The following is a 17,603-nucleotide window of genomic DNA, read 5'->3' on the forward strand; positions in this document are numbered from 1 at the left end:
TTCCAGGTCAGGAGCACTTCTCGCGTTTATGATCAAGCCTCGGACAGGCCACCTCGTGAAAGCCCGAGGCTAGAGCCGCGGGGCGAGCAGGCGACGGGTCCGACAGCGATCAGCACCTGGCAGGATCGGGGCAGGCAACGTCGGGGGGATTCGGTGAGAAGTCAGCTACGTGTCGGTGAGGTCCTGCGGTCGGCGCAGAACAAGAACCCCGAGATCGCCGTCATCGACGGCTACCCGAACATTCATCACGTCACCGCCTCCGACCATCTCGCCCAGATCCAGCTGAGCAAGGGAATCAATCCCATCGCCCAGGTCAGAACGCCCAGAGGGCAACGACGTCCAGCGATCTTGATCCGGTCCAGCCCGTGGAAGGCCGGGAGCCCGGAAACGCCCTGGCACGACGTGTTCGACCTGGACAACGGCCACATCAGCTACTTCGGAGACCACCGAGTCGAGCACACAGTCCCGGTGGGAAGTACCCAGGGCAACGCGCGCCTGCTCGAAGCCTTCACCGAGCATGCGGCACCGACCGCGGACCAGCGTGCACGGGCCGTGCCACTGCTGGTCTTTGCCGCGGTCTCCCGCAACAAGACGCCCAAGGGATACGTCGAGTTCTGCGGCGTCGCGGTCATCGAAAGCCTGGAGCAGATCGAGCAGAACGCCAACGGCAGGCCCTATCCCAACTACCGCTACGACTTGGCCGTCCTAGACCTGAGCTCGGAGAACGATCAACTCGACTGGGCGTGGATCGAAGCCCGCGGAAACCCCGGGCTCCGGACTGACGACACACTCGCCCACGCTCCGCGTGCGTGGCGCGAATGGGTCGAGCACGGTCATGCCGCACTCCCTCGGGTGCGACGACAGGCGACCCACGCCACCCCGACCCGGACCACCCCTCGGCATGCGAGCGGTGGCGACCGCGAACTGCCGGGCTTGTTTCCCAAGCCGCGCAACTCGCGCGACACGACATCAGCGCTCCCAGGGCCGGTCGAGCCTTCCCAGCAGATGGCGGCCAGCGTGCTCATGGACCGGCTCGGAAGCCTACGGGTTCACCAGAACAACGGCAGTGCCAGCAGACACAAGCCCCTGGCCATACTGTGGGCCATATCCAGGATCGCCAACGGGCAGCCCGGCCTCGCACCGTGGCGCCAGTTCCGCGACGAGGTGGGCGGGTTGCTGGCCGAGTTCGGCCTCCCCGAATCCTCGACAACGCCCGAGTACCCCTTCTGGCACCTGCGCACGAGCGGACTGTGGGACCTCAACGGCCTCCCGCCCGAGCCCTCCGCCAAGCCCCACGCCGCCACCTTCGACAGACTCAACCCCCGAGCGGGCCTCACCGAGCAGGCAGCGAACCTGCTGAGCGACTCGTTCGTCAGGACCCAGGCGATTGCTGTCCTCCGCGAGACCTACCTCGCCGACGTCGACCAACCCGCTCTACTGGAACGGCTGGGCCTGGCCGGCTACGAGAGCGCCAGCGGCGTCCCGGACGACATCGAGGACCAAGAAGAGGAAACGGGGCCGGCCGCACGACGCACTGGCATGCTCTCTCGCATCGTTCGCGACACCGAGTTGGCGGCCCGAGTCAAACAGTTGCACGATGACCGCTGCCAGGTCTGCGGCCTGCAACTAACCACTCGGTTCGGCACCTACAGCGAGGCCGCCCACATCCGCGGCCTCGGCCGCCCACACCACGGCCCGGACAAACTGTCGAACCTGCTCGTCCTGTGCCCCAACCACCACGTCCAGTTCGACGCACTCGCCATCTACATCGACACCAATGACACAGTCCGCATGACCACCGACAACAGCCCCGTAGGAGAGCTCCGTCGGCACCCGGCCCAGCCCATCGACGAAGCACACCTTCGCTACCACCGCGCGCTCTGCGGCAGAGACCACCGCTGACCACCTGTCGCTGCAATCCTCCCTCGAACGGTGCACTTCGCGGCAGTAGAACAAGCAGGGGTGGCACTCTGTGCGGGGGTGTCGCGCTTTCGTGCATGGTCTGCGATGACTGTCAAGCTACGCCGCTGAGCAGGCAAAACGACGTTTGCTTGTGTTGGCTGGCGTTGAACCCGCGTGACACTGTTGTGCCCTCGTTGTGCCCTCCGGGCCCGCTCTGAACGCACTGCGACCAGAGAAGCCGGTTGACCGTTCGCCCTCGCGCAGCAGACCACCGGCAGATCTGCCCACCAGGCCCGAGGCGCGTGCCCGACTTGGGCTCAGCAGCGCTGGTATTGAACAGCCCTCCTGGTGGGGCGCATCGTTGGCGCGCACCCCACCAGGGAGCTGCGGGGTTGTGGTCGTCATTGGTCGTTTGGGGGCGTCGCTGGCCGCCGTCAGACAGCCCACAGGCGGCCCGGTGCACCGAGCTCTTCGCGCGGGACAGGGGCCCTATCTCTGCTGCGGTTCGTGCAGGAGCAGGGGAGCATGGAAGGCAAGCGATCAAGGAGGCCTGTCATGAAAACCGGAGACTCGGCCTACGAACCGTGGCTGTACTCTCACACGCCCTCTCAGGCTGAGGGTGAGCGTGACGATCCTGCCGAACGCGCGGCCATGCACCCAGACGTCCCCAGGACTGAGCCATCCCAGGCGGAGGGCGAGCGGGTGGACGACACCGGGACGGCATGACCGTTGAGAAGAGATCGTCCTCGCTCCCTCTGGTCCGCGTTTCCGCAGACCAGAGGAGGTCTCTTCGTGCAAGTGGTGATGCCAGGATTCGAACCTGGTGAGGCTAAGCCGGCAGATTTACAGTGGGCTGGCGCTGTTGCCGCTGAGCAGGTGATTCAATCACTCAAAGCTCTTCTGGGGGACACCTGGGGATGCCTTCCCCTAACTCGCCACGCCATGGAGCACCCCGGGTCTCTCAGACGCGGGAGTGGGCCAGATCCAGAACAGGCGGAGGCTCGAAAGCGCGAGTGCAAGTACTCGATTGCCTGGCTATTGATGCCGTCCGAAGCGTGTGCAAACGGCGATGAGACTCAGGGAACTGAGGGGCGCCACCTGTGGATGGAGCAGCGGCCAACGGATGCTTGAGAGCATGGTTAGGCCGGTCGCCTTGGTATGCACCGAGTCCCGGCCGCTTACATCATCGATCGCCAAGCTCCCGTCGAAACGCTCCATCCATAGCAAGAATGCCCGGACGGGGCTGACGCGTTTTCGAGTTCTCTGGCGGTGGCCGTTCGAGATGCACTCGCACACGGGCAGTTGTACGATCATTTTAGTCCCACCCCGAGGCAAGAGCGATGTGGTGACGATGCCAATGACAAAAGGTCGCCGTGGACAGGCTCGCGTCGCGATTCTCACCGCCATAAAGGAAGAAACGACGGCTGTGCGAACCGTCTGCCATCTTGATCAGCCCGTTAGTGGCGGATGCTACTCGAATTCCGCAGACGACCCTACCTCTCCAGAAATTATTCACTGCCAGGTGGGTCGCGGGACAATTGTCGCCTTTGACACAACGAGAGATGTCATTGAGAGGTGGCAGCCTGAGCTTCTAGTCTTCGCCGGAATCGCTGGAGGAATTAACGACAGGGACGATATTTCTATTGGCGACATTGTCGTCCCGCAATACGTCCACTACTGCTCCTTCGCCAAACTGAGCTCAAACGGAAGACAAGAGCGCTTTGTGCCCTATGACCATCCTTCAATAAAGGCGCATGCTCATTATGCTGCACATATCGGATACGATTGGGATAAACTGCGGAGCAACCTGGACCGGAATATATTCCGAGAGTGCAAGGTACATAGCGACACTAGTCTCGTTGCAGGAGATAAGGTCTATGGAGATCCCAACTCCGAGGAGCAGAAATGGATTGTAGATAACTATGACGACGCTATAGCCATAGACATGGAGTCGACCGGTGTATGCAGGGCCGTGGCTTCGGCAAGAAATAACCCTTCATACAACCCAAGGCTTTTGATAGTCCGCTGCATATCCGACTTGATTGACTCCGCCGGGAATAATACTGACAGGCGAAAATGGAAAGAGCCTGCCTCCGCAATGGCCAGCGATTTTACACATAGACTGGTTCGCGAATTCCTCAAAGAGGAACCAGCACTCGTCCGCTGAGGTGAAAGCGTGGAAGATCGAGAGCAAGTCGAAGCAAAGCTGTGGACGGAAATGCGCTCACAGAGTCGGTGGCACGCATCCAAAATCCTTAACGGCAAGCTGTCATTCCGGCCTCAGCTGTCATGGTTCCCGACGTATGAGGACCTGTTCAATGGTTCTTCTTCACGTGTCACCGAGGAGGGAGAGCTCATAGGTCAGGCGTCCGATGCTGGGCGTGTGTTAATTTCGGCTGAAGCGGGCAGCGGAAAAACGTGGATACTCGCCCGACTGGCTCAAAAAGTCTCTGAGACTGAAGATATCCCTGTATGGATCTCTCTTCGGGAGCTGCCTGGAACGGGCGTACCAGCTGGAGACATGGAGTCTGTGCTGCGCGCTATCGTGGAACTTTCTCATCCCTCGCTAAAGGATGTACTCAAGTCCCGTAATTGGGTACCGCGCACGATAGTTCTGGCTGACGGCTTGAACGAAGCTTCACGCGAGTACATACAGCCAGCCTTGGCGGCTCTGGACGAACTCGCGCGACGGTACCCATTCCTGTGCGTTGTCGTCACTGACAGACTTGCACGCCGGCCTATCGCTCTCGATCGCTGGCAGCTCTCCACCGTTTTGCCGCTACCTGAGGACGAGATAGAGAGGGTGTGGCTGGCAAGCAAAAGGGAAAACGAGCTGCCTACGGACCTAGAAATCGTTTCACGTCCATTTTTCTTGGACAAGGCCCTTGACGCAGTGCAGGTTGGGATTAGCGGGGCCACCACCATCGAACACTTCTACAAAGAGCAATTGAACATACGGGACGAAGCTCTGGACTCGCTTTCCTTCGCTGCATTTCGCGCCTATCGGGCAAAATCCAGCCGAGTGATGGATCTGCGAGAGTTTTACACGTTCACCGATGAGAAAACAGTGGGCCAGCTGGTTGAGGCGGGTGTTCTGCGTACGGAAGGAGACGAAGCATGGTTTACGCACCATCTTTTTCATGACTACCTCGCCGCGCGCCACCTTGCTCACAACCTTTCAGAATGGTGCATCCGCTCATTCGAGCAAGTTACCTTGGGCGCCGCCTCATTTGACGCTCTGCGGCTGACAGTCGAGCAAATAGGGGATACCCGCTGCGCCGATCGATTCATTGCATTGGTCTACGACTGGAATTACTCTGCCGCAGGCTATTCACTCGTGGAAGATCGCGTATCTAGTGACATGATCTGCTCTATCCTCGCAATGCTGGCGGAAAAGAGGTGGGATTGTGTACGTTCCACCGTTGAAGAGGTCTCAGATGCTCTGCGTATAAATGGGTCGAACCTTGCTAGAATAATGTTGCGTGCGCAGGACCGAGAAGAGCTAATCAAAATCTCCGCGCGAAATCAGTCAGCGGATCCTGAATTCTCGGCATGGCGGGAACTCTTCAGTCTAGAAGACAAGTTGCCCGTGGATCTTCAAGTCGTACGCCGAATAAGCTCTTCCGAGTCGCTAGAGGGATGGGCGCTAGCTAATTCGCTTCGGCGTTGCTCTTTGAACCAGTCGGCGATAGAAGAACTCGCCGACAATTCTCGTCACGGTACTACAGTTGTACGATGGCGAGCGGTTCACGCGCTTGGAATGCATCCGAGTCCTGGTAGCTCTTCGGCTTTGCTAGACCGCCTCGACGATGAGGACGTCTGGGTCCGATGTGGGGCCATTCGATCTATAGTCGAACAAGCCGCTATTTCAGTTCCCATTCGCGCGTCACTAATCAAAGAAGTCATCATGCGCGTTCAAGAGGGAAAAATCGACGACCAAATGCGCAATGTGCTAGCCAAGAGTCTAAACATACAGCCACAGCCTGAAGATTGGGCGGAGGCGGTGACGCCGCTTGTTCAACAATTGATCGGTTTCGCAAAGAATCTAGGCGAACAAGAACGATGGGCGGCAGTGATGAGGAGTGTCTCACTTCCCGACTCGAACCCTGTCACTGAAGGCTAGTCAGTCGTTGCTTTCACCGCGCTCGTCACGGTTCCAAGTGATGACACCTTTCCCGCCGGGTGTAGCCCCCGGGAACGTCCGCGCTGACGGATTCCCAGAAGGGCTCGGACTCCCGGAAGTGCCCGCCTCCCGTGTGCCACTGGAGCCCGGGATAGACGCGGCGCAGAGACCGGAGAGCGGCTGAAGCCAGGCCGCAGCGCTTGTAGCCCTCAGAGGTGTAAGGCGATTCCACCCAGCCGATCTTGCATTGATCGCATGCCACGTACTCGACCTCGAAAGCCAGGTCGGATCTGTGGTAGGCCGCTCGGATGCGCCAACCTGTGCGCTCATAGTGGCCAGCGGGCCGGTCGACCCAGGGTTTCGGTGGGGTGGCGGTCGGGTCGAAGCGGTAGGACTCGGGGGACGCCCATCGGCGGAATCGGTCACGCCAGGTCGGCTTGTCCGGCCACGCCCGCACCCACTGCACATGATCAGCGAACTGCGCCACGACACGGGCCACCGCTTCCGTCTCCGCCACCGACTCCCCTTCCGTCTCTTCCAGTCTCCGCTTCGTTTCGAAGTTGTCCATGCGGCTGACGGCGGGTGAACGCGTATGCCGTGTCGGCTGTACGGGCTTCGGCCGGCGATGCGCGGACGCGCGCGGTCGATCTCCACGCTGCCGGATCCTGGCCGCCACACCGGCGCCAGAGCAAAGGACCAGTCCAGTACGTCGGGCAGCGGTGTCTTCAGTACCTCCTCGCCCAGCCCGTGATTGGCGCCTGCGCACACGCAGTCGGAGGACGCCAGCGGCACCGACTGTGTCGGAGCTGTGTCAGGCACCCATCGCACGGGGGCGCGAACCGCCCCTGGTGCGCTCCCGTTCATGGTGGTTTCGGCGGCGGTTGTCAGTGGGGGGTGCCAGTATGCGGCGTAGCTGCCAACTGCACCGCATTTGGGGAGGGGTGTGCGTGGATCGGACGTTCGTAGAGATGTTTCGTGCTGCGATGAACGATGCGGATGCGAGGCCGTATCCGTACCAGGAGCGGCTCGCGGCGGAGGGTCTGCCGGAGTTGCTTCGGGTTCCTACAGGAGCGGGTAAGACTGCGGCTGGGGTGCTGCCTTGGTTGTGGCGCCGTCTGGAGCATCCTCACGCCGAGGTCCGTGCCGGCGAGGCCCGGTGGCTGGTGTTCGTTCTACCGCTGCGGTCGCTTGTCGAGCAGACAGCGGCGGTCGTACGAGAGTGGATTGCCGGGGCCGGACTGGCCGGGGTGGTGGGGGTCCACGTCTTCATGGGGGGCGAGGACCGCGACGATGACGCATGGCGTATGGAGCCCTCGCGGACCGCCGTGTTCATTGGAACTCAGGACATGCTGCTGTCCCGGCTGTTGATGCGCGGGTATGGGGAGTCGCGTGCCCAGTGGCCTGTGTCGTTCGGGCTTCTCCACAGCGGCGTGCAGTTCGTCTTTGACGAGACGCAGTTGATGGGGCCGGGACTGCCGACCTCGGCGCAACTGCAGGGTTTACGCGAGGTTTTGGGCACGGGCGCGCCGTCGCGGTCGATGTGGATGTCGGCGACGCTTGTGCCGCAAGAGGTCTGCACGCTCGACCACCGCGAGGTGCGAGGTGTGGTGGAACTGGGGGAGGAAGACCGGGTCGGTGGCCTGGCGGTGCGGTTGAACTCGGTGCGGCGGGTTGAGCGGGTGGTGGTGCCCGAGGCGGCGGTGGCCTACCCGGCCAGCATTGCGCAGGTCCTGGTGGCGCGTCATGTGCCGGGGACACGGACGATCGCGGTGTTCAACACCGTAGAGCGCGCCGTGGCAGTTCAGGCGGCCTTGACCAAACTCGTTCGCCGGGGCGGGCCGGAGGTGGTGCTGTTGCATTCCCGGTTCCGGCCACCCGAGCGGGAGAGCCTGATGAACGACCTGAAGACTCCGTTATCTGCTGCTGGCCAGATCGTGGTGTGCACCCAGGTCCTGGAGGCGGGAGTCGATCTCTCATCTCGTGTGCTGTTCACCGAGGCGGCCTTGTTCTCCTCGGTAGTTCAGCGGGCTGGCCGGTGCAACCGCGCCGGTGAGTTCCCGGAAGGCGCCAACCTGCTGTGGGCCCCGCCTCCCTCCGGGCGGGGGCAGTACGCGCCGTATGAGCAAGAGGATGGCGAGACGACGGTGGAGGCACTCACCTCGTTGGAGGGAGCCTGGGTTACCTCCACGAGGCTCCAGGAGATGCCCGTCGTCCCCAAGCCTGTTGTCCATCCGCTCCTGCGGCGCCGTGACCTGCTGCAATTGTTCGACACCATGCCCGACCTGAGCGGTGCGGACATCGACGTCTCCCAGTGGATCAGAGACGGCCAGGACACTACGGCCCTGGTGGCGTGGCGCAGCTTGACGGATGGCAGGCCGGGCGAGCGTGAGGCGTTTCCTGCCCGCGACGAGTTGTGCGCCGCACCGGTCCGGGACCTCAAGACGATCCTGAAGGACTCATTGGGCCCGTTGTGGGTTCTGGATGCGGCGGAGGGCGCCTGGCGTCGTGCCCAGTTCGCCGACATCCACCCCGGCACGGTGCTGCTGACCTCTACCGCCTCGGGCTGGTACGACTCGAAGCTCGGATGGGGCCTCAAGCACCGAGGCCCGGTGACCTCCCGCGCCCGGACTGGGAAGGTTCCGGATGGCATGAGCAAGGACGATGCCTCCTGCGCCGACCGGTGGGTGGGCCTGATCGAGCACCTTGAGGACGTCGAACGGGAAGTCGGGCTGCTGGCAGAGGGCTTGGCTCCGTTGGACGGGATTTCCGCCGGGCATCTGGAGGCTGCTCGGCTGGCCGGTCGTTATCACGACCTGGGGAAGGCGCACTCCGTGTTCGCCAACACGGTCCGCCGCAGTTGTCCAGAAGGCGAGCAGCCGCCGGACGAAGGACCCTGGGCAAAATCGCGTCACCCGATGGGCCGGCACGAGCGTAAGTACTTCCGGCATGAACTGATCAGTGCGCTGGCACTGTTGCATCCGGACAGCACCCTCCTGGAAGGCAGCGAGCACTCGGACTTGATCGCCTACCTTGCGGCAGCTCACCACGGCAAGGTGCGGATGTCGGTGCGTTCCATGCCGGGCGAGGCCGAACGCGTGCCGCCCCGGGTCCTGGGCGTCGAACCGGCGGACGAGGTCGGTCCAGTCGAGCTGCCGGGCGGGAAAGTGCTTCCGCGCATCGTCGTCGACCCGTCGGTGCTCTTTCTCGGCGGGGGGCAGGAGGGAGCTCCCTCCTGGACGCAGCGGACCTCCCAACTGCTATCCAGGCTTGGGCCGTTTCGACTGGCCTTGCTGGAGGGGCTCGTGCGTGTCGCGGACTGGCGGGCCAGCCAGGCATACCGCACACCGCCGTCCGCGCAGGACCAGGCCATCTCATCGGATGAGCAGCCCTCCGCCGCCCCGCTCCCGATTCCCGCACCGGCGGGTGCGTTCGAGCAGGAGGTGCTGTGGTGAATATCCAGATTCCGCTGCGCGGATTGCGCGCCACGACACTGGGTGGCTACCTCAGCGCGCTCGGCCTGCTGCGTATTTTGGCGAGCCAGCACGACCCCACGACAGGGCTGCGGTGGGCAGACGACCTTCCCGTCCTGACCGGCGCATTTAGTGTCGACGAGCTGACGGCGTGGCTCGTCAGCTCGTACCAGCCAAGCCCCATCGTCTCCCCGTGGAATGCCGGTGCGGGGTTCGCCGGCAACGGCAAGAGCGTGGAAGCCGAAAGAGCCCTGGCCCAGATCGAAGGCAGCCACGACCCACGCCTGGCGATCCTGCGAGAGGCCATCGCCGCAGGCCGCACGGTCGTGACCGAAGGGCGTGCGCGCGGCTGGGCGGGTGAGAGCCTGTGGGTCAAACAGCACAAGCAGTCGGTGATCAGCCTGTGCCGCAACATCTTCCCCGATGAGGCGCTGCCGTGGATCGACGTGGCTGCTGTCCTCAGCGGTCCGGATGTCCACTTCAACCCGGTGGCCGGCACGGGCGGCAACTTCGGCCGCCAGGAGCTGTCCGCCACCTACCTCCAGCATCTCTCCCTGGTCCTCGGTCCCGAAGCCGACCACAGCCGTGCCGCCGCATGGGCACGCGCCGCCCTGACCGGTGGCGAAGACATCCCGTACAGGCGAGGAGCCGTCGGCCAGTTCGACCCCGGCCGCGCCGGAGGAGTCCTAGCCTCCATCTGGGGCGAACCCGACAAGCAAGGCTTCGTCAACCCCTGGCGCACCATTTTGACCTGCGAGGGACTGCTGCTGTTCGCCAGCGCCGCGGTCCGCCGCAACGCCGCCGAGCCGGGGGCGGCGTGGCCGTTCAGCGTTCACGCCACCCCCATCGGGCACCCCACCGCCTCGATCGGTGAGACTGCCAAGGGCGAGATCTGGGCACCTTTGTGGGAGCGGCCCGCCAACCTCGCCGAACTCGAACAGCTCTTCGGTGAGGGCCGGGCACGATGGGCCGGGTCCCAGGCCAAAGACGGCCTGCTGTTCGCCCTGGCCATCTCCGCCCTCGGCGTCGACCGTAACCTGGCCGCATTCCGCCGATTCGTCATCGTCGAACGCCTCGGCCAAAACCCCATCGCCATCCGGGCCACAGACGTCCCCGTCGCCCTACGCGACGAGCACACCCTGCTCGCAGAACCGTACATCTGGCTGACTCGGCTCCGCCGCAAAGACAAGATCCCCGCAGGAGTGGCCGCCCTGCTCCGCCAGTGTGACCAAGCCCTGTTCTCCGCCGTCACCGGCAGCGACACCACCGCCATGGCCCGCTTCGTGATCGCCTTCGGCCACCTGCACGAGGCCGTCGCCCGCTCCGGACGCCTCCGCCAGGACATCGCCCCCTACCAGCCGCGCCAAGCCCGCATCTGGGAACCCCCGCCCGGTATTGCCAGGCAACTGGAGTTGCAGTTGGCCTCCGCCCTGGCCTCCCTCGCCGAGACCCGCACCGAGCGCGCCATACCCGCGCTGCGGCCGCTGCTGACCCGGGTGACACGCAGCAGGGACCGCCTGGTGTGGGCCGACAGCCCCGCCACAGGCACTGAACTCCTCGGCTCCACCCTTGCCCAGGCACTCGCCCAGGCCCACCGCCTGCGCCTGCAGACCCTCAAAGCCTCGCCCGGTGACACGGAACCACCCGCCGCGGAATTCCCCGCCGGGCAGACCGCGGCACTCCCGGCCCTCGAAAGCTTCGTCGACGGGGAGTGCGATGACGAGCGGACCGCCAACTACCTGCGCGGCCTGATGGCCCTGGGCTGGACCACCAGCCAGCCCACCCCGGCACACCACGGACACGCACTGAACCCGGTGCTGTCCGTGCTGCTGCCGTTCTTCGCCACCGACCCGTTCCGGCTGGTCTCCACCTGGGGACCGGACCCCGTCACCTTCACCGCGACGCTGCGCCCGCGCCCCGACTGGATCGCCCGCCTGATTGCTGCCGGTTCCGCCGGGGTTCTCGACGACGCGCTGCTGCGGCTCCAACTCGCCGGATGCCGACCGATGGTCGGCCGCCCACCGGACCGCGCCGGCGCCGTGGCCGCGCACCACACCGACGGCACACGCCTGGCCGCCGCACTCCTGATGCGCGTCCGTACCCGCGACCGCACCAAGGCGCTGAGCGCAGCGACCGTGACCCGCCCCGACAAGGCATCCCCCGTCACCACCTGAAGACCTGAAAGGGCACTCTGTGATCACCACCGATCTCCACCGCATCCGCTTCGAGGTCCCCCTGCGCCCGGCCTTCGGATCGACCTTCCAGCCCACTGGCTTCCCCGACATCGGCGCCTCCACCTTCGACACCTTCGCCGACGACGGCAGCACTACCCCGTCCCTCCTGGTGGAGTCCGTGCAGTCCATGGCCAACCGCCTGGAGGCCACCGCCTGGGATCATGGCGCCCAGCAGCCCGTCGACCTCATCGCCGACCTGCCCTATATCCGTGTCCACCGCGCCAGCGCCCCCGAAGAATTCCTGACCTCCAGCCGCATCGAGGCCCACCGGATCGCCTCCGCCTTCGTCCGCGAAGCCACCCTCGACGGCACCAAAATGCTCGACGTCATCGCCAGCCGACTGGGGCTGGAAAACGACAAGCCGCTCAACTTCCCGGCCATGGCCGACGCGCTCATGGGCCTGGACCCCTTCGTGCTGCTGCACGGCACCTTCTTCAACAACAAAGCGTGGTGGGGCCAGCCGCGCTTCACCCGCGCCGTCTCCGCCGTCATCGAAGCCCACGACGTCCGCCGCGCCGTCAGCGGCGGACGCAAGAGCGACAGCGTCCGGCACGCCCTCGGCGACCAGAGTGAAGGGGCCGGCGGCACCAGCGAAGGCTACGGATCCGTCCCCTTCCACCGCGTGGAATGGACCGCACGCGAAATCCGCGCGATGTTCGCCATCGACACCGCCCTGCTGCGCTCCTACGGACTCGGCGAGCTACGCACCGAACTCCTCACCATGCTGGCTCTGTGGGAGATCCGCAGCTTCCTCGACGGCGGCCTGCGGCTGCGCACCGCCTGCGACCTCGAACCCGTCGCCAAGCCCACCGGCAACGCCGGAGACCTCCCCGAACGCGACGAAATCACCGCCCGGATCGCCGAGCTCCTCCCGCAAATCACCGCAGGCCTTCCCACCCACGGCGCCCTCACCGTGCTGTGGAACGGCGAAAAGCCCAAGAAGAAGACCGCAGGCGGCGCCCAGTGATCACCCTCGCTCTGCACTTCCCCTGGAAGCGGTACCACGCCACCCCCTGGGGACACTTCGTCAACGAAGGCGCCGTCGAACTGCCCCCCTCACCCTGGCGCATCCTGCGCGCCCTCTACTCCACCTGGAAAGAACGCTGCCCCGACCTGGACGCCGAACAAGTCCACCAGGTGCTCGTCCGGCTGTCCTCCCCGCCCACCTACCGCATCCCGCCACACCACCTCAGCCATAGCCGCCACTACTTCCCCGACAGCACCCATCGCTCCGGCAGCAGCGCAGGCACCGACCTCGCCCTGGACGCCTTCGCCGTCCTTGGCGGTGACGCAACCGTCTACGTGCAATGGCCCGGCGACCTCGCCACCGACCAGGCCAAAACCCTGGCCCAACTGGCCGAATCCCTGCCCTACCTCGGCCGCGCGGACAGCATCGTCGAAGCCCGCCTGCTGACCAGCGTCGACGACATCCCCACCGACACCCACATCCCAGCCGTCCAGCTCAACGACGATGACCTCGCCCCCAACGGGTGGACGAACCTCGAACTCCTCGCGCCCACCATCCCCTTGGACCTCGATGGGCTCACCATGCGCCCCACCGATGTCCGAGCCCGCTCACTGCTCTACCCGCCCGGCAGCCGGCTCCTGTCTTACGCGACACCCCTCACGCACCCCCACGCGCAGCTATCAGCGCACCGGCCCAGGGCCAAACGCAAGACGGAGAAGATCATTGCGGTCCGGCTCACCATCAACGGCCCCGTACTTCCCCCGCTCACCCAGACCCTGCCGCTCACCGACACACTCCGATCCCGCTGCATCAAGCCCCTGACCCCCGGCAACGGCAGGCAGGCCCCGCGCCATAGCAACCTCGCCGGCAAGGCCGCCGACGGCACGCCTCTTACTGGCCACCACCACGCCCACTTCCTGCCCTGGGACAGCAACCACGACCGCCGCATCGACGAAATCATCATCTGGGCCCCGGGAGGACTCGACACCGAGGAACTCGAGGCCATCCATCAAGCCACCACCGGGACCATCGGCGTTCCGGAAGGCGTCCCGGGCCCACGCCGCCTCCACCTTCGTGTCACCGCCTACGGAGCAGCGGCCGACGTCCTCCCCGCCGAATGGACCCAACCCGCCACTCGCTACACCAGCCTCACCCCTTTCGTCCCAACGCGGCACCCCAAGAAACGCCAGACACTCACCGAGTTCTTCACCGCCGAAGCGGTCCGCGAACTCGGCCACCGCCAACACCCCGCCCCCGCCCATAGCAAGATTCTTCAAGGCGACTGGCCGCTCTACACCCAACACCGCTGGACGAAACGCGAGACTCGTAACGACAACCGCCCTAGCCGAGGACTCCATCTCAGCTTCGACGAACCCCTCAGCGGACCGATCGCCCTCGGCCGCCACAGTCACTTCGGCTTGGGCCTCCTTCTCCCGACCCTCACTTCGGAACCGCAAGCACACCGGCGACACGCGGAACCCACCGAATCGTAATGTCCGAAAGCGTCACACTTATCCGTTCTGAAAAGCGACACGACTGCCAGGCCAAACACAGAACCCTGCAGCTCACGCGGCCTGTCCGCGGCCTGCCAGGCTGCGGCCCCATCGCAGGGGGTCGAGCGGCTGCACACCGGGGGCCACGTGCGCGGCTGTCCTCGGCCTGCCAGGCCGCGGCCCCATCGCAGGATCTGGACCGGCACCGAAATGAAGCGCTACCCGGCCCTGTCCGCGGCCTTCTCGGCCGCGGCCCCATCGCAGGGCTCCGCGCTTCCCGGAAGGTGTCTGTCCGCCGACCGCTTTTCGCGGCCTGGCCGGCCGCGGCCCCATCGCAGGTCCTTCACGTCCTCGTTGAGAACGATCTGCACGGGGTCCTGTCCGCGGCCGCCGTGTACCACGTGGTACTGGCCGCGGCCTGCCAGGTCGCGGCCCCATCGCAGGCGCGGGTCTGGGGCGACCAGGCCGACGGTGAACGTGCTGTCTGCGGCCTGCTCGGCTGCGGCCTCATCGCCGGCACTACCTGCGGTCCGACTCGTTCAACCAGCCTGTCCTGTCCGCGGCCTACCTGGCCGCGGCCCCATCGTAGGTATCCGAAGACAAACGGCTACCTGGCGGACCCGTGGACTGTCCGCGGTCTACCCGACCGCGCCCCCATCGCAGGACCTTGTCGATCTCGATCTCAAATAGGGACTGCCAGCTCTCCACGCCCCCATCGCAGAGTCAAGACCTACGGCGTCATCTCGGGCGCGAACGCTACTGTCTGCGGCCTGCTCGGCCGCGGCCCCATCGCAGGAGGGCGAACTGGTCCCTCCCCTCGCCTTCTATCCGGGCCGTCCGTGGCCTGCCCGGCTGCGGCCCCATCGCAGCTTCGTGATCGCGAGCGTGTGCGCGCCGGATCCGCCCACTGTCCGCGGCCTGCCAAGCCGCGGCCCCATCGCAGTGACGGCTCCATACGCGGAGACGCCACGGGCCTTGTCCTGTCGCGGCCTACCCAGCCGAGGCCCCATCGCTGGCGGGTGACCGGCAACTGTGCTGTGGTCTTCATCCAGACTGTCCGCGGCCTGCCAAGCCGCGGCCCCATCGCAGGACCGACGACTTCAACCGGGCCGACGGCGCTCCCGGCCTTTCCGCGGCCTGCCCGGCCGCGGTCCCATCGCAGCTCCGTGTCGACAACGCTCTGCAGCGCAGACATGGCGTCTGTCCGCGGCTCGCCAGGCCGTGGCCCCATCGCAGGGACAACGCCGAGCAGGAAGAACTCGGGTTCTGGCTGTGGTGTCTGCGGCCTGCCAGGCCGCAGTCCCATCGCAGGAGTTGGAGCATGGCGCCCGCGAGGCCCTTGCCCTTGTCTGTCCGCGGCCTACCCGGTCACGGCCCCATCGCAGGCACCACTTCCGTGCGCAGCAGTTCGGCACCGGCCGGCTGTCCGCGGCCTGCCCGGCCGTGGCCCCATCGCAGGTACCTCCACGCACGCAACCTGGCCGACGCCTGGCTCCTGTCCGCGGCCTGCCCGGCTGCGGTCCCATCGCAGGTACTCGTGCGCCCACCACATGATCAGCCGCTCGTCTTGCCCCGGTCTTGCCGCGGCCCCATCGCAGGACCCGCTCCATGCCGTTCCCGCGCCACATCTCTTCGTTGTCCGTGGTCTGTTCCGGCTGCGGCCCCATCGCAGGCGCCCTCAGTCGATGCCGCCGAAGCGGCTGATCGACACTGTCCGCGGCAGGCTCGACCGTGGCTCCATCGCAGGCACCCGTCCAGCGGGCCCAGAATCTGCTTGCCGTCGAGTGTCCGTGGCTTGGCTGGCCGCGGCCCCATCGCAGGCGCTATCGCGGGTGCGCGCCCGACCCGGATGCCCCGCCTGTCCGCGGCTTGCTCGGCCGCAGCCCCATCGCAGGTCTGTCGTCGGAGGCAGCTTCACCTCGATCGGCAGCTGTCCGTGGCTTGCCCGGCCGCGGCCCCATCGCAGGTCCGGGACGTGCATGTGCCCGCACACACCGTTGAAGCTGTCCGCAGCTTGCCCGGCCGCGGCCCCATCGCAGGAGCGTGATCGTCACGGTGTCCGGGTTGTCCATGGCGGTCCTCGGCCTCGCCAGCCGCGGCCCCATCCCAGGAGTTTGAACGTGGCCCACGCGTTACGGTTTGGGAGGGACTTCCGTGGCTTGCCCAGCCGCGGCCCCATCGCAGGACGCACGGCGTGCCCTCGGCCGTACGCTCGAAAAACTGTCCGCGGCCTGCCAGGCCGTGGCCCCATCGCAGGCCGTTACCAGCCCACTGCTAGGGCAGTCCATTCTGCTGTCCGCGGTCTGCCCGGCCGTGGCCCCATCGCAGGAGTTCCCATGTGGTCTGTCCGCCGAATCCGCCCCAACTGTCCGTGGCCTGCCAGGGCACGGCTGCATCGCAGGATGGTCGCAATGCTGCAGAATCTTGCTCAGGCGCACTTGTTCGTGGCTTGCTGGCCGTGGCCCCATCGCAGGCGCCACAGGTAGCCCTGGGTGATATTGGTGTTGCCGCTGTCCGCGGTCTGCTAGGCCGCGGCCCCATCGCAGGTATCCGAAGACGAACGGCTACCTGGCGGACCTGTGGATTGTCCGTGGCCTGCCCGGCCACGGCCCCATCGCAGTCGCGCGGGGTCGATGCCAACGATGACGGGGGAGCGGTTTTCCGCGGCCTGTCTGGCCGCGGCCCCATCGCAGGGGCTTGTGGTTCGTCGCAAGCATCATCAGGAACGTCCGTCCGTGGCCCGTCCGGCTGCGGCCCCATCGCAGGTACAGACAGGCGCGGGTGCGGTAGCCGAGGCCGAGCTGTCCGCGGCCTGCTCGGCCGCGGCCCCATCACAGGAGTTCCCATGTGGTCTGTCCGCCGACTCCGCCCCAACTGTCCGCGGCCTGCCAGGGCACGGCCGCATCGCAGGATGGTCGCAATGCTGCAGAATCTTACTCAGGCGCACTTGTCCGTGGCTTGCTGGCTGTGGCCCCATCGCAGGATCGCGTAGTAGATATCGATGACGTCGCCGCTCGCGTCTGTCCGTGGCCTGTCCGACCGCGGCCCCATCGCGGGCACCAGTACCCCACGGCAGGTGGCATCGACTACGACTTGTCCGCGGCCTAGCTGGCCGCGGCCCCATCGCAGGGACAACGCCGAGCAGGAAGAACTCGGGTTCTGGCTGTGCTGTCCGCGGCCTGCCAGGCCGTGGCCCCATCGCAGGATCTACCACGGCAAGACAAGGCGTGGTGAGACCGTCGTGTCCGCGGCTTGCCCGGCCGCGGCCCCATCGCAGGTAGTCATAGCCAGCCGCCATGGTGCGAGGACGCGGCCTGTCCGCAGCCCGCAAGGCTGCGGCCCCATTGCAGGGGCAGAGAGTCGGGTGTACATCCTGGCCTTTGTTGCCTGTCCGCGACTTGCCAGGCCGCGGCC

8 protein-coding genes are annotated in these 17,603 nt (G+C 65.7%); 7 read left to right on the forward strand and 1 reads right to left on the reverse strand.

What is annotated here, in order from left to right:
• The first annotated feature begins 153 nt into the window (after positions 1-153).
• The 3 genes from OG780_RS36245 (at position 154) to OG780_RS36255 (ending at position 6,025) form a co-directional block, all read left to right on the forward strand.
• A complete protein-coding gene (locus OG780_RS36245; RefSeq protein ID WP_328455353.1) occupies positions 154-1,902 on the forward strand; it encodes an HNH endonuclease in 1,749 nt (582 codons plus the stop codon).
• A gap of 1,351 nt (positions 1,903-3,253) precedes the next feature.
• Positions 3,254-4,069 (forward strand): 5'-methylthioadenosine/S-adenosylhomocysteine nucleosidase family protein, encoded by an 816-nt coding sequence (locus tag OG780_RS36250; protein WP_328458628.1) that lies wholly within the window; start codon positions 3,254-3,256, stop codon positions 4,067-4,069.
• A gap of 9 nt (positions 4,070-4,078) precedes the next feature.
• Entirely contained in the window at positions 4,079-6,025 is a 1,947-nt protein-coding gene (locus OG780_RS36255; RefSeq protein ID WP_328455355.1) for an NACHT domain-containing protein, read from the forward strand.
• A 25-nt stretch (positions 6,026-6,050) separates the two neighbouring features.
• Here the strand turns inward: OG780_RS36255 and OG780_RS36260 are convergent, their stop codons facing one another.
• A complete protein-coding gene (locus OG780_RS36260; RefSeq protein ID WP_328455357.1) occupies positions 6,051-6,593 on the reverse strand; it encodes a hypothetical protein in 543 nt (180 codons plus the stop codon).
• Positions 6,594-6,993: 400 nt separating this feature from the next.
• On the opposite strand from OG780_RS36260, the gene cas3g reads away from it, so the two are divergent.
• The 4 genes from cas3g to csb2 are packed head-to-tail and all read left to right on the forward strand — an operon-like array spanning position 6,994 to position 14,189.
• On the forward strand, positions 6,994-9,477 hold the full coding sequence (gene cas3g, locus OG780_RS36265) for a type I-G CRISPR-associated helicase/endonuclease Cas3g (protein ID WP_443062343.1): 2,484 nt from the start codon (positions 6,994-6,996) through the stop codon (positions 9,475-9,477).
• A complete protein-coding gene (gene cas8g1 / locus OG780_RS36270; RefSeq protein WP_328455361.1) occupies positions 9,474-11,669 on the forward strand; it encodes a type I-G CRISPR-associated protein Cas8g1/Csx17 in 2,196 nt (731 codons plus the stop codon). Before cas3g ends, cas8g1 begins: the two co-directional genes overlap by 4 nt.
• 19 nt (positions 11,670-11,688) lie before the next feature.
• Entirely contained in the window at positions 11,689-12,696 is a 1,008-nt protein-coding gene (gene cas7g / locus OG780_RS36275) for a type I-G CRISPR-associated RAMP protein Csb1/Cas7g (protein WP_328455363.1), read from the forward strand.
• Entirely contained in the window at positions 12,693-14,189 is a 1,497-nt protein-coding gene (gene csb2, locus OG780_RS36280; RefSeq protein ID WP_328455365.1) for a type I-G CRISPR-associated protein Csb2, read from the forward strand. Before cas7g ends, csb2 begins: the two co-directional genes overlap by 4 nt.
• Positions 14,190-17,603: the final 3,414 nt, after the last annotated feature.

It is taken from the genome of Streptomyces sp. NBC_00386 (assembly GCF_036063235.1).
Classification (GTDB): domain Bacteria; phylum Actinomycetota; class Actinomycetes; order Streptomycetales; family Streptomycetaceae; genus Streptomyces.